The 13,170-nt window shown below is 72.0% G+C and carries 12 protein-coding genes and 1 tRNA gene; 5 read left to right on the top strand and 8 right to left on the bottom strand.

Translation table 11 applies throughout. From position 1 onward, the window contains the following. Nucleotides 1-25 precede the first annotated feature (25 nt). The 3 genes from M6I34_RS11550 to M6I34_RS11540 all read right to left on the bottom strand — a co-directional run bounded on the left by M6I34_RS11550 (nt 26) and on the right by M6I34_RS11540 (nt 3,924). On the bottom strand, nt 26-1,429 hold the full coding sequence (locus M6I34_RS11550) for an MFS transporter (RefSeq protein ID WP_272485825.1): 1,404 nt from the start codon (nt 1,427-1,429) through the stop codon (nt 26-28). Then, on the bottom strand, nt 1,426-2,721 hold the full coding sequence (locus M6I34_RS11545) for a polysaccharide pyruvyl transferase family protein (protein WP_272485824.1): 1,296 nt from the start codon (nt 2,719-2,721) through the stop codon (nt 1,426-1,428). The genes M6I34_RS11550 and M6I34_RS11545 overlap by 4 nt, the downstream gene beginning before the upstream one ends. A 351-nt stretch (nt 2,722-3,072) precedes the next feature. Beyond that, the gene (locus M6I34_RS11540; RefSeq protein WP_272485823.1) at nt 3,073-3,924 is read right to left on the bottom strand and encodes a c-type cytochrome; all 852 of its coding nucleotides are present in this window, start codon (nt 3,922-3,924) and stop codon (nt 3,073-3,075) included. Between the two features lie 108 nt (nt 3,925-4,032). On the opposite strand from M6I34_RS11540, the gene M6I34_RS11535 reads away from it, so the two are divergent. From M6I34_RS11535 to M6I34_RS11520, 4 genes are all read left to right on the top strand, one after another. Then, a tRNA-Arg gene (locus M6I34_RS11535) sits at nt 4,033-4,108 on the top strand. 264 nt (nt 4,109-4,372) lie between these two features. Next, nucleotides 4,373-5,185, top strand: a complete 813-nt coding sequence (locus M6I34_RS11530; protein ID WP_272485822.1) for a hypothetical protein — start codon at nt 4,373-4,375, stop codon at nt 5,183-5,185. A gap of 99 nt (nt 5,186-5,284) precedes the next feature. After that, nucleotides 5,285-5,815 carry a hypothetical protein gene (locus M6I34_RS11525; RefSeq protein WP_272485821.1) on the top strand — a complete coding sequence of 177 codons (531 nt, stop codon included), beginning with the start codon at nt 5,285-5,287 and terminating at the stop codon, nt 5,813-5,815. A 94-nt stretch (nt 5,816-5,909) separates the two neighbouring features. Continuing rightward, a complete protein-coding gene (locus M6I34_RS11520) occupies nt 5,910-7,226 on the top strand; it encodes an MFS transporter (RefSeq protein ID WP_418953513.1) in 1,317 nt (438 codons plus the stop codon). 54 nt (nt 7,227-7,280) lie between these two features. Here the strand turns inward: M6I34_RS11520 and M6I34_RS11515 are convergent, their stop codons facing one another. The 5 genes from M6I34_RS11515 to M6I34_RS11495 form a co-directional block, all read right to left on the bottom strand. Beyond that, nucleotides 7,281-8,054, bottom strand: coding sequence for an SDR family NAD(P)-dependent oxidoreductase (locus tag M6I34_RS11515; protein WP_272485820.1), 774 nt, complete (start codon nt 8,052-8,054; stop codon nt 7,281-7,283). A 44-nt stretch (nt 8,055-8,098) separates the two neighbouring features. Further along, nucleotides 8,099-8,608, bottom strand: coding sequence for a TRAP transporter small permease (locus tag M6I34_RS11510; RefSeq protein WP_272485819.1), 510 nt, complete (start codon nt 8,606-8,608; stop codon nt 8,099-8,101). Then, nucleotides 8,605-9,903 carry a TRAP transporter large permease gene (locus M6I34_RS11505; protein ID WP_272485818.1) on the bottom strand — a complete coding sequence of 433 codons (1,299 nt, stop codon included), beginning with the start codon at nt 9,901-9,903 and terminating at the stop codon, nt 8,605-8,607. Before M6I34_RS11505 ends, M6I34_RS11510 begins: the two co-directional genes overlap by 4 nt. Nucleotides 9,904-9,973: 70 nt before the next feature. Then, nucleotides 9,974-10,993, bottom strand: a complete 1,020-nt coding sequence (locus M6I34_RS11500; RefSeq protein ID WP_272485817.1) for a TRAP transporter substrate-binding protein — start codon at nt 10,991-10,993, stop codon at nt 9,974-9,976. Nucleotides 10,994-11,075: 82 nt separating this feature from the next. Beyond that, the gene (locus M6I34_RS11495; RefSeq protein ID WP_272485816.1) at nt 11,076-11,783 is read right to left on the bottom strand and encodes a GntR family transcriptional regulator; all 708 of its coding nucleotides are present in this window, start codon (nt 11,781-11,783) and stop codon (nt 11,076-11,078) included. A gap of 299 nt (nt 11,784-12,082) precedes the next feature. Between M6I34_RS11495 and M6I34_RS11490 the strand changes: the two genes are divergently transcribed. Next, nucleotides 12,083-13,165 carry a TRAP transporter substrate-binding protein gene (locus tag M6I34_RS11490; protein WP_272485815.1) on the top strand — a complete coding sequence of 361 codons (1,083 nt, stop codon included), beginning with the start codon at nt 12,083-12,085 and terminating at the stop codon, nt 13,163-13,165. Nucleotides 13,166-13,170: the final 5 nt, after the last annotated feature.

The following is a 13,170-nucleotide window of genomic DNA, read 5'->3' as shown; positions in this document are numbered from 1 at the left end:
CGACCGGCCGCTCGGACCAGCGTCCTCAGTCCCCCCGTGGCGGATGCGACCTGAACATCCGCCAGAGCGTGAGGTCGTAGGCCAGCTTCAGCGTTCCGCAGGCCAGCAGCGGCGCGGCCAGCCATCCGGCAGCCAGCATCGCCCCGGCCAGCGACGGGCTCACCGCCGCGGCCAGGCTCTTGGGCACGGCGGTGAAGCTCGCCGCGGCCGCGCGCTCGGCGGGCGTGACCACGCCCATCACGTAGGCGGTGCGCGGCGGCACGTCCATCTGCGACAGCGCGCTGCGCGCGAGCAGCAGGCCCAGCGCGAGCGGCATCGTGGGCGCGAAGGCGGCGAGGATCATGAACACGTTGGCCGGCATGTGCGTGAACACCATCGTGTTCAGCAGCCCGATGCGCCGCGCGACGACCGGGCTCAGCAGTTGCGACGCGGCGCTCAGCAGGCCGGCCAGGAAGAAGAACTGTCCGGCCTGCGCGAGCGACAGGTCGAACTTCTCGAACAGCCAAAGCGACAGCAGCGAGTGCACGACCAGCCCGCTCGCGAAGTTGTCGACGCTGAACAGAACCGCGAGCCTCACCACGATCGCGCGCGACGGGCCGAGCGGCGCGGCCGCTTCGGGCTCGGTGCCGGTGGCCGCCGCGCGCGTCGCATCCGCTTCCCGGTCCACGAGGGCCGCCTGGCCGGGGAGGGCAGGCGCCGCGCCGTCGCTTTCGGCGGCTCCCGTCCGACCCGGCAGCCGCCGGTACAGCCACCAGACGATCGCGCCGATCGCGCCGTAGCCGACGAACATCGCGCGCATCGCGTCGAGCGGCGAGACGCCCAGGCTACCCGCGATCCAGTCGGGCATGCCCGAGGCCAGCGCGCCGACCGCCGCGCACAGCGCGCCCAGCACGCTGTAGCGCGCGAACAGCGCGGTGCGCGCGTCGCCGCGCGCGGTGCCGGCCAGCGTCGCGTGCTCGAGCGGCAGGAACACGCTGACGTCGCCCGAACTCGGGTTCAGCGTGCCCACGAAGGCCACCAGCAGCAGCGGCCAGAACGACGATGCGCTCGCGAACCCGATGCCGGTGACGAGCATCAGCAGCGCGGCCGCACGCAGCAGCCGGTGGCGGGCGAATCGATGTCCCCAGGTGCCGACCGCCAGCGTGGCGAATGCCGAGCCGAGCATCGTGGCGGTGCTGGCGATGCCGACCTCCAGCGTGCCCAGGCCCAGCGCCAGCAGGTAGGCAGGCAGCAGCACCGCGACGTAGCCGTCGGCGAAGGCGCGCAGGGCCCGCGCGAGCAGCACCGGCGCGGCCGCAGGCGCGACGCCGGCGGGCAACAGCAGGCGATCGAGCGTGCCAGCCCTCGTCGGAGCGCCCGCGCCCGCCGAGCCGCCCCCGACCGCCGTGCCTTGCCCGCTCTTCGTTCCGCCCCCGCGCGCTTCGCTCATGTTCCGCCGCCCATGATCTCGGCGAACGTCCTGCGGTATCGCGCAGCCAGCGAGGCCGCATGTGCGGCCAGCGCCGCGGGATCCGCGGCGAGCGCCTCCCCAACCGCCTCGGCGACGTCGTCGACGCCGGCCACGGTCGGCAGCCCCGGCAGCTCCCAGGTTTCGGCGTAGGCGGCCTGCTTGCCGACGGTGGGGGCTTCGCCGCCATCGCATCGGTCGCCCCCGTTGTCGCCGTCGCCTCCGTAGCCGCCGGCGACGCCCGCGCGACGCGGCCGGGTCGACGGATGAAGCAGGTTCACCCGCGGCAGCCCGAAGGCCGTCGCGACGATCCTGCCGTGCAGGCTGCTGCCGCAATACCCGCGGCTGCCGGCGAGCAGCGCGCAGATGTCCCACAGGTCCAGCGACTCGAAGACGGCGGCCGATCCGGGTCGCAGCCGCGCCGCCGTCCTGCGCAGCACCCCGAGGTCGTCGTGCCAGGGCGCCGCGCCGGCGCGGAACAGCGCCACGCCGAGGCCGGTCGAGGCAGCGAGCCGATCCAGCTGCGCCGCGAGCCGGTCCAGCGTGTCGTCGTCGCCGAAGTCGGCGCTGAACTGCACCGCCAGATAGCCGTCGGCGAACCGGCCCGCGATGCCGGCAGGTCCGGAGCGGGTTCGGATCGCATCGCCGAACAGCTCCGCCGCCATCACTGCGGGGTCGGGCATCAGCCGCGCGGCGATGCCCGCGGCCCGGAGCTGCGCGAGCGTGTGCCGGTCGCGCACGCCCACCTCATCGGCGCTCGACAGCTTGGCGATCACCTCGGCGCGAAGCGCGGGCTCGCAGTCGGCAAGCCCGGTGCCGCCCGCGCCCAGGTACACCACCCGCTCGATTCCCGGCAGGCCCTCGCGAGACGCCACGTAAGGCGCGAGGCCGGTGCCGCCCAGGAAGCTGCGCGCCCACGCGATGCGCTGAGCAGGCTGCGCGTCCAGCCGCCCGATCGTCGGCTGCACCAGCTCGGGCGGCAGCAGCATCACCGCGGCCTGCCAGGCATCGCAGGTCAGGATCTCGCCGCCGACGTGCACGAGCGTCGCGCCCGGCCTGTCGCCCCCGGCGGTCAAGGCCGCGGCCGTGGCGAGTGCCGCCGGCACCCCGGCCAGCGGCCGCACCCGATGTCCGCCCAAGGCCCGCATGTCCCGCTCCACCAGTCCCGCGAACAGCGGCTCGACGTCCGGCAGCATCGCCGCGGCGATGTGCGGGAACAGCAGGTCGCCGAAGTTGTGCCGGTCGAACGCGCCGAACAGGACGACGGGATTCATGGCTCCAGGTGGCTTGTGCGCGCGGCGTCGGGCCTGCCCGCCGTGTCCGCATTATCGACCGCCCGGAGTCCCGCCGCAGGCCGCCTGTCGGCCGGCACCCGCGCCGCCGACGGCCGGTGGCAATTCCTCACATTTCGGGCGACAGAGGGCCGCTAAGCTCCCGCCCGTGACCGACTCGATGGAGCGCTGAATGCGCCGACTGCTTCTAGCCCTTCTCGCCCTTGCCGCCGTGCTGGCGGTGTCGATGCCGGCGTTTGCCTGAGCGCTCGACGCGGCATCAACGAAAAAGCCCCGGGCTCGCGCACCGGGGCTTTCTTCTTCGTGGCGAGCCTCGAGGCCCGCCTGCCGCGATCACTGCACCGCGGCCACCATGTACTCGACCGCCGCGCGGACTTCCGCGTCGGACAGCTTGGCGTTGCCGCCGCGCGGGGGCATTGCCCGCAGGCCGTTGATCGAGTGCGAGACCAGCGTGTCCATGCCGGCCTTGACCCGATCCGCCCACGCGGCCTTGTCGCCCATCTTGGGGGCGCCGGCCACGCCGGTGGCATGGCAGACCATGCAGGTGCTGTCGTAGATCTTCTTGCCGTCGACCGAGGCGGTCTGGGCCGGGGCGGCAGCGGGAGCCGCGGGGGCGGGCGCCGCGGCGGCGGGCGCCGGTGCAGCCGGAGCGGGCGCCGCAGCAGCCGGGGCGGCCTCGGCCGCCTTGGGTGCCGCATCGGCCTTAGGCTCCTCGAACTTGCCGCCGGCCGCGTTGGCCATGTAGACGACCGCGCGGGTGATCTCCAGGTCGGAGTAGTCGCCGCCGCCCTGAGCGCCCATCGCGCCCTTGCCCTTGAGCGCCGAGTTGACCAGGGCCTGCAGGCCGGTCTTGATCCGGTCGGCCCAGGCGGCGTTGTCGGCGAGTTTCGGCGCGCCCGCCACGCCCGCGGCGTGACAGGTCGCGCACTGCGCCTTGTAGACCTCCTCGCCCGAGCGGGCCGCCCGCGGGCCACTCGCGCCGGCCAGCTCGAAGCCCGCCACCGGCCGGATCCGGGCCTCGATCGCCTCGGCGGTCATCGCGTCGGCGCCGGCGCCGACGCGCGTGCTGGTGCCCACGTACTTGACCAGGAGCACGATCACGAGGATGGGCACCACGAAGGCCAGCACCACGACGGTGATCAGCTGCTTGGGGGTCTTGATGAATGCTTCGTGTTCGTCGCTCATGCTGACGCCAGCCGGTTGGATTCAAAGCCGAGGATTATAGCCGGTCGCTACTGTTTCGTTCCGATCCCCTCGCGACCCGGCCTCGCGCTCGGGTACAATCGCGGCTTCGCGCCCGTAGCTCAGTGGATAGAGTACTGGCCTCCGAAGCCAGGGGTCGCTGGTTCGATCCCAGCCGGGCGCGCCATCTCCGGAAGGCCCCGATTCGTCGGGGCCTTCGTCTTTTCGGGCCTCGCGAGAGCGGCGCATGCGGCGGTCGCCCGATCTGCCGGGCTGCGGGCGTCCGCGTCGCGAACGCCATCGTCGCCGCAAGTCCGGCCGCCGCCGCTGGTCCGCCAGCCCTCAACTGTCAACTGGATGCTGGCAGTCCGGCGCCATCCGGAAAAGAATGCTCGACCCGAGCGCGGGAGCGTGTGCTTGCGTCGCGGCTCGGTCAGACAGGAGGTCCTCGATGTTCAATCGTTCGATGCCGCGCGCGAGCGCGATCCCGGCCGTCGACCGCGCCGGCCAACGGTTCTCGCAATCGCTGCGCCGGCTGGCGGCCGGCGTGCTGGTCGCCGGCATCGCGTGGGCGGCGGCGGCCGCGCCGATCGAGACCCGGCCGATCCATTTCGCCAAGGGCGCGTCGTCGGCGACGGTGAAGGGAACGATCAAGGGTGACCAGACCGTCGACTACAAACTGCGCGCCCGGGCCGGGCAGACCATGAGCGTGAAGCTCGCCACCGGTCACGGCGCGAACTACTTCAACGTGCTGCCGCCCGGATCCAGCGACGTCGCCCTCTTTGTCGGATCCTCCGGCGGCAACGAGTGGTCGGGCGCGCTGCCGTCCGACGGCGAGTACACGGTGCGCGTGTACCTGATGCGCAGCGCGGCGCGGCGCAACGAGTCCGCACGGTATGCGCTCACGGTGGCCGTGACCGGCAGCGCGGGCGCAGCGGCGTCAGCGCTGGGCAAGGCGCCGTCCGGCGACGCCAGGGTCAAGGGCACGCCGTATCACGCGACCGGGCCCTTGCCCTGCTGGATGGGCAACGCGCCAGTAGGTTCTTCGCAGTGCGAGTTCGGCGTCGTCCGCGGCAAGCCGGGCAACGCCGAGGTGCACGTCAAGCCCGCGGGCGGCCTGGAACGCGTGCTGAGCTTCAGGGGCGACTCGGTGACCAGCGGCAACGAGAAGGTCAAGGCGTCGAAGTCCGGGGGTCTCTGGACGATCGAGGTCAACGACTACGAGCACTACCAGGTTCCGGAGGCGGTGATCTCCGGGGGTTGATCGCGCCGCCCCGATCGTTGCCAGCCCTGGCTTGCGCGACTATATTGGCTCGGCTCCCCCGCTTAGCAGCGGCCCGATCCCGAAGATCGCCAACGCCGGATGAAAGTCGCCGCCCCACGCAACCTCGGCTTCGCCGTCGTCGCCTCGCTGATCGTCGCGGGCGTCGCCTGGCGCGAGTGCCTGCTGCTCGCCGCCGCCGCAGCGGCCGGCCACCGCCTGTTCCTGTGGCGCATGGATCTGGACGCGCCATGGTCCGGTTGGCGCGCCGGCATCCGCTGCTGCGCGGCGGGGCTCGCCGGCCTGGCGGCCGCGTTTGCCCTGTTCGTGCTGGTCGGCTTCATGCTCCTCGGCGTGCTGCGCACGGAGCACCCGCATCCCGTGCTGTCGGTGGCGCTGATCGCCGCGGCCGCCGTGCTGGTCGCTTCGGTGCGGCGCCATCCTCGCGACCGCCGGCAAGAGGCCGGTCATTGGGTCGCGCTCGTCGTGCTCGCGGCCCTGGCATTCGCGGCGGCGCGGGCCACGTCGCCGGCGCTGCCCTGCATCGCAACCGGCCTCGTCGCCGGCTGGCTCGGCTGGGCGAGCTGGAACCTGGCGCGCGGCGGCGGGAGCGCCCTGCTCGCCGAGCAGTAGGCGACCGTCGCGGCGGCCCGGAGTTTCTCGGCCGGCCCGAAGCGGTAGTAGTCTCTCGCCGAGCCCGCAGGCGGCGGGCGGCTCCCCGTCTCGCATGAAACCCGATTTCCGGCGCTCCGCGGCGCCCAGCCTTCACGCGCCTTTCTTCGGCCCTGCGGCGGTCCGTGGCGCCTTCGTCATGGCGATGCTCGGCTGGGGGCTCGGCGTATATGGCCTGCCGGTCTACCTGCATGCGGTGGTCGAGCGAACCGGCTGGCCGGTGTCGCTGGTGTCGTCGGCGATCACCGTGCACTTCCTGGCCGGCGCGCTGGTGATCGCGGGCCTGCCCCGGCTTCACGGCCGCTTCGGTCTTCCCGCCACCACGGTCGGCGGCGCGGCGCTGGCTTCGGTCGGGGTGCTCGGCTGGTCGCTGGCCGCCGAACCCTGGCAGCTCTTCGCGGCGGCGCTGGCAAGCGGCGGCGGATGGGTGACGATGGGCTCGGCCGCGATCAACGCGGTGGTGTCGCCGTGGTACTCGGCCCGGCGGCCGCGCGCGCTGAGCACCGCCTACAACGGCGCCACGATCGGCGGCGTAGTGTTCTCGCCCTTGTGGGCGATGCTGATCGCGCGCATCGGCTTCGTGGCCGCCGCTGCCTTGGTCGGACTGGCCAGCGTGATGGCGATCGCCTGGCTGGCGCGCGCCGTGTTTTCGCGCACGCCCGAGTCGATGGGGCAGCGGGCCGACGGGCTCGCCGCCGATGCGGTGATGCGGGCCGACGCTGCCGAGCCCGCCGCGCCGGCGGCGCCGATCGGGGCACTCTGGCGCGACCGTGCCTTCCTCACGCTCACCGCCGGCATGGCGATGGGGCTGTTCGCGCAGATGGGCCTGATCGCGCACCTCTATTCGCTGATGGTGCCGGTGCTGGGCGTGCGCGGCGCCGGCTTCGCGATGGGCCTGGCGACCGCCTGCGCCGTGGCCGGCCGAACCGCGGTGGCGCGCGCGATGCCGCCGCACGCCGACCGCCGGCGCGTGGCGGCAGCGGCCTACGCGGTGCAGCTGCTCGGCTCGCTGGCGCTGATGGCCGCCCCGGCAGATGCGGGCTGGCTGGTCCTGGCGGGCGTCGTGCTGTTCGGCCTGGGGCTGGGCAATGCGAACACCTTGCCGCCGCTGATCGCGCAGCGCGAGTTCGCCGAAGCGGACCAGCCGCGCGCGGTCGCGTTGATGATCGCGATCAGCCAGGCGACCTATGCGTTCGCGCCGGCGGTATTCGGCGCGGTGATCGCGTTCGCCGGCGTCGCCGCGCCGGCGGTCGGACGGGGCGCAGCTCCGCTGTTCCTGGCCGCCGCGCTGGTGCAGGCCGGCGCGATCGCGGCGCTGCTGGCGGGCCGGGGCGCGCGCGCCGGGGACGGCCGGCCCCGGCAGGCCGGCTAGCCGGCCCGGGCGGCGGCCGGGCTCGCCCCGCTCTCGCCGCGTCCGGTTGCCGGGCTACAGCACCCGCTGCCCGCCGTCGACCATCAGCGTGGCAGCGGTCATGTACGAGGCCTCGTCCGAGGCGAGCCACAGGATCGGGTACGCCACCTCGCGCGGGTCGGCCCAGCGCCGCTGCAGGTTGTTCTCGGCCCTCTCGTTGCGCAGGTCCTGCTCGGTCCGGCCCTCCGCCGCGAACCGCCGCACGTGGAAGGGGGTCAGCGTGAGCCCCGGGCAGACCGCGTTGACCCGCACCCCGTGTGCCGCCTCCTCGAAAGCGAGCGTGCGGGTCATCGACAGGATGCCGGCCTTCGCCACGTCGTATTGCCCCATGCCGGCGCGCGGATTCATCGCGTGGGTGGACGAGATGTTGACGATCGCGCCGCGGCCGCTCGCGCGCAGTGCCGGCAGGGCCGCGCGCGCGAGCCAGGCGTAGCTGAGCAGGTTGACCGACAGGATCTTCTGCCAGGTCTCGGCCTTCGCCTCGGCCAGCGGCTCGTAGGCGCGGATGCCGGCGTTGTTGACCAGCACGTCGAGCCGGCCGTGGCGCTCCAGGGTGCCGGCGACGATCGTGTCCGCCGAGGCCTCGAGGCCGACGTCGGCGGCGATCGTCGTCACCTCGGCGCCGGGCACTTCGTCGCGGATGCGCTGCGCCACTTCGGCCAGCGGCGAGTCGGCCAGGTCGACCAGCACCGTCTTCGCGCCTTCCTCGCAGAACAGCCGGCCGGTGGCCGCGCCGATGCCGCCCGCGCCGCCGGTGACGATCGCTACCTTGCCTTCGAGTCTTCGCATCGCTTCTTCTCCGATCGTTCGTTGTCGCTTCGGCGGCGCGCCGCTCAGCTCAGCGCGCCGCTCGACGCCTCCAGGCTCGCCTGGCCGCGCAGCGCGCGCCAGAGCGCGGCGGCGCTGTAGACCGCCATCAGGCTGCCGCACACCGGGATCGCCGCGTACCACCAGGCCTTGTCCAGCTGAAGGAAGGGCGTCGTCTCGCCCGACATCGCCATGAACTCCTGGCCCTTGATCGTGAAGGTCAGCGCCACCGCGAGCATCGTCAGGTGGATCAGGGCGGCGACCGCGGTGCGCAGGCGCGGCGAGAGCAGGCGATCGATCATCGCCACCCGGTAGAGCGCGCCCTCGCGCCACAGCGCCAGCGCGCCGACGAAGGTCATCCAGCCGAACAGCAGCTCGACCAGCTCGTCGTAGCCCGACAGCTTCACCTGCGGCACGAAGCGCTGGACGATGCCCAGCGACAGCAGCACGAACAGGCCGAGGAAGCAGCCGATGACGATCCAGCGGCAGGCGAAGGCCAGGCCGAGGTCCAGGCGCTCGAGCGTGCGGCCGATCACCGGACCACCCCGAAGCCCAGCGCATTGGGCAGCCAGGTCGAGATCGCCGGCACGTAGGTGACCAGGCCGAGCACCGCCAGCAGGGCGACCAGGTAGGGCGCGAGCTCGCGTGCGATCCCGGCGATCGGCACCCTGGCGATGCCCGAGACCACGTACAGGCAGAGCCCCACCGGCGGCGTGATCAGTCCGATCATCATGTTCAGCACGATGATCACGCCGAAGTGCACCGGGTCGATGCCGATCTGCGCCATGGCTGGCGCCAGGATCGGATAGGCGATGATCAGGATCGCGATCGTCTCGAGGAACATCCCGAGGATCAGCAGCGCCAGGTTGACGACCAGCAGGATCACCCAGGGCTCGCTCGACAGCCCCAGCAGCGCCTTCAGGATCGCGTTCGGGACCTGCTGCTGGATCAGCACCCAGCCGAACGGCGCCGACACCGCGATGATCAGCATCACCTGCGCGGTCTGCCGGCCGCTCTCCCAGACGGTGCGCCAGAAGTCGCTCAGCCCGAGTTCGCGATACACGAAGCGCCCGAGCAGGAAGGCATAGGCCGAGGCGACGACTGCCGCCTCGGTCGGGGTGGCCACGCCGGCGAAGATCACCAGCAGGATCAGCGGCGGCAAGGCCAGCGCGGGCGCGGCGCGCAGGAAGGTCCGGGCCGCTTCGGCCAGCGGCGGGAATCCGGGCGATCGGGGCAGGTCGTTGCGCCAGGCCGCCACCGCGATCGCCAGGATCAGGCCCAGGCTCATCAGCAGGCCGGGCACGACGCCGGCCAGGAACAGCGCGCCGACCGACACGTTGGCCAGGCTGCCGTAGATCACGAAGGGAATGCTCGGCGGGATGATCGGGCCGATCGTCGACGAGACCGCGGTGATCGTGGCTGCGAATCGCGGGCTGTAGCCCTCGCGGACCATCGCGCGGATCTCGATCACCCCCATGCCGGCCGCGTCGGCCACCGCCGAGCCCGACATGCCGCCGAAGATCAGGCTCCCGACCACGTTCACATGGGCCAGCCCGCCGCGGATGCTGCCGACGAACAGCCGCGCCACCGCGAAGATCCGCTCGGTGGTGCCGCCGGCGTTCATGAGGTTGCCGGCCAGGATGAAGAAGGGGATCGCCAGCAGCGGGAAGGAGGTGGTGCCCGCGTAGGTGCGCTGGATGAAGATCGCGAGCAGGTCGGTGCCGGCGGTGGCCACCATCGTGCCGATCGCGATGATCGCCAGCGCGCCGGCGATCGGCATGCCGATCAGGATGGTCAGGCAGACCGAGATCAGGATGCCGGCGATCAGCATCGGGGCGAGCCCCGCCTCCGCGCGGGACCCGCGCGCCGCCCGCGCCCGCAGCGCGCGTCCCGCCGTGCCATCAGCCGCGCGCCGCGGCCACCAGCTTCGCCCAGGCGTTCCAGGTGTCGTCGCCGAGGTTCTTTCTGAGCACCTCGTAGGCCGGCGCCATCTTCTCGCGGAACGGCGCGACGTCGGGCCGGGTGACCGCCACGCCGGCCTTCTGCATCCGCGCGAGGAAGTCCTCCTCGAGGTCGCGCACGCCCTTGCGCGCCGCCGCGCCGGCCGTCGTGGCCTCCTCGATGACGATCTTGCGCTGCGCGTCGTTCAGCTTGCCCTGCCACGAGCGGGGGTTGGCCGCGAACATGATCGACGCGTAGATGTGCCTGGTCAGCGCGATGTGGCTCTGCACCTCGAAGAACTTCGCGGCGTAGGTGGTGCCCACCGGATTGTCCTGGCCGTCGACCGCCTTGTTCGCCAGCGCCAGGTAGACCTCCTGGAAGGCCACCGTCTGCGTGCTGGCGCCCAGCGCCTCGAAGGCGGCCTTGATCGCCAGCTCTGGCGGTACCCGGATCTTCAGCCCCTTGACGTCGTCGGGGGTGTTGACCGGGCGGCGGCTGTTCGAAAGGGCGCGGAAGCCCCACTCGAAGTTCGCGATCCAGGCGAAGCCGGCGGCTGCGAGCTGCTGCGTGATCCAGTCGCGCGCGGTGACGTCGAGCGTGCGGTGCGCGTGCTCGTAGCCGTCGAACTGGTAGGGGATGTTGATGACGCCGACCGACTTCGAGATCGACTCGATGTTGGCCGGGTTCATCAGGATCATGTCGATCGCGCCGAGCCGGGTCTGCTGCGCGGTCTCGACCGGCGAGCCGAGCGCGTTGTTCGGGAACAGCGTGATCTTCACCTCACCGTTGGTGCGCTCGGCAATCCGCTTGGCCATCTTGTCGGCCTCGATGTGCACCGGGTGCGACGTGTCCGCCGGGTGGGTCAGCTTGAGCTCCACCGCGGCGCGCGCCGGGATCACCCATGCGCTTCCGGCGACGGCCGTGGCGGCTGCGCCGGCCTTCAGGATCCTGCGACGAAGCGGACTGTTGCGCGAAGCCATCGGTCTCCTCCAGTTCTCGTTCGGCGTGCCGGATCGTGGATCGATCCTGGTCGATCGATCTTGCATGCAAGATTTCGGGGCGTCAAGGTCGCCCGGGTTCGCTTTCCAGCGCGGCGGCCAGCGCCGTCAGCCCGTTGCGGACGTGGTTCCGCATCGAGTCGCCGAGGCCCTGCGCATCGCGGGCCCTGAGCCGGTCCAGGATCCCGCCGTGCTCGTCGATCGCCGTGCTCCAGCGCCGGGGCCACAGGTTCGACGCGTAGCGGGCCCGATCGACGCGCGGCGCCAGCATGTCCCAGACCCAGAGAAGCACCGGGTTGCCCGACTGCTCGACGATGCGCCGGTGAAAGGCCTTGTTGGCCGCGAAGTAGTCGGGCAGCGCCTTGCGGGCGTGATTGCGCCGCATCGCGTCGTGCAGCGCGTCCAGTTCGGCGACGAACGCGTCGGTGGCACGTGGCGCTGCGAGTTCGCCGGCGAGCCCCTCGATCGCAGCCAGCACTTCGATCAGCGCCGAGATCTCGCCGGCTTCGAGCGCCACGACCACCGGCGATCGGTTCGGCCGGGCGTGCAGCAGGCCCTCCTGCAGAAGCGTCTTGATCGCCTCGCGCACCGGCGTGCGCGACACACCGAGCCGCTCGCAGAGCTCGCGCTCGTTCAGCCGCTCGCCGGGCGCCAGCGCGCCGGTGATGATCAGGTCGCGCAGCATCGCGACGGTGCTGCCGTGCAGCTCGCCCTTGCGGCGCCGCTGCGCCGCGCCGCTTCGATTCGTCGCAGTGGATCGGGGGCTCGGCATCTCGCTCTCGGGCATCTCGACGCCCGATGTTCACACGCCCCGATTCTTGCATGCAAGAACTTCGGCGCAAGCGCGGTGCGGCGCCCGACTGGACGCGATGCGCGCCACTTCGGCGCGTTCGCTGGCGGCGGGCACCGGGATCGGGCGCGCTCGCGCCGCATTGCCGCCGGCCCCGTGCGCCGCGCTGGTGCGCGAGCCGGTTCCGCCGGCGCGAATCCTTGCTGGCACGCCAGTTGCTAGACCTGTCGGGTCAATCTCCGACGCCTCCACCTCGATACCCGACAAGGAGCATGCAAGCCATGATCCCCACCCGCCGTTCGCTGATCTCCGGCGCTGCCGCCGCCTCCGGCCTGATCCTCGGCGCGCCCGCCGTGGTCCGCGCCCAGCCGAAGACCTTCTCCTGGAAGATGACCAACGCCTACGGGCCCGGCTCGCCGTTCTACGTGCAGGGCCCGGGCAGCCCGACCGACTTCTGCAAGAAGGTCGAGGAGATGTCGGGCGGGCGGCTGAAGATCCAGCACTTCGCCGCCGGCGAGCTGATTCCGGCGCTCGAGGGCTTCGACGCGGTGTCCAAGGGCACGGTCGAGATGAACGCGGCCAATGCCTACTTCTGGGCCGGCAAGGTGCCCGCCGCCCAGTACTTCACCACGGTGCCCTTCGGCATGAACACGCAGGGCATGAACGCGTGGCTCTATCACGGCGGCGGCCTGAAGCTGTGGCACGAGCTGTACGCCGAGCGCGGCCTGATCGCCTTCCCGATGGGCAATACCGGTGTGCAGATGACCGGCTGGTTCCGCAAGCCGATCGAGAGCATCAAGGACTTCGACGGCCTGAAGATGCGCATCCCCGGTCTGGCCGGCAAGGTCTACAGCGAGCTCGGCGTCGCGGTGCGGCTGCTGCCGGGCGGCGAGATCTTCCCGGCGCTCGAGCGCGGCGTGATCGACGCGGCCGAATTCGTCGGCCCCTACCAGGATCGCCGGCTGGGCCTGCAGAAGGCCGCGAAGTACTACTACACCACCGGCTGGCACGAGCCGACCAACGTGACCGAGCTGATGATCAACAAGAAGGCCTGGGACAGCCTGCCCAAGGACCTGCAGGCCGTGGTTCAGGCCGCCGCGATGGCCTGCAACACCGAGAGTCACGCCTGGTGCGAGGCGGTCAACGCCGACGCGCTGGCCGACCTGGTCGCCAACCACGGCGTGAAGGCGCAGCCCTTGCCCGCGGACGTGATCGCGAAGCTCAAGACGGTCACCGCCGACACGCTCGAGGGCCTGGCGAAGGCCGACCCGGCCACCCGCAAGGTGCACGACGCGTTCATGGCCTTCCGCAAGAAGCACGAGTCGTGGGCCGGGGTCAGCGAGAAGACCTTCCTGTCGCTCTGAGCGAC

The sequence above is a fragment of the Zeimonas sediminis genome, from assembly GCF_023721795.1.
In the GTDB taxonomy this organism is placed as follows: Bacteria; Pseudomonadota; Gammaproteobacteria; order Burkholderiales; family Burkholderiaceae_E; genus Zeimonas; species Zeimonas sediminis.
Note: the sequence above shows the minus strand (reverse complement) of the source record. Positions and strands in the feature narration are given on the sequence as shown.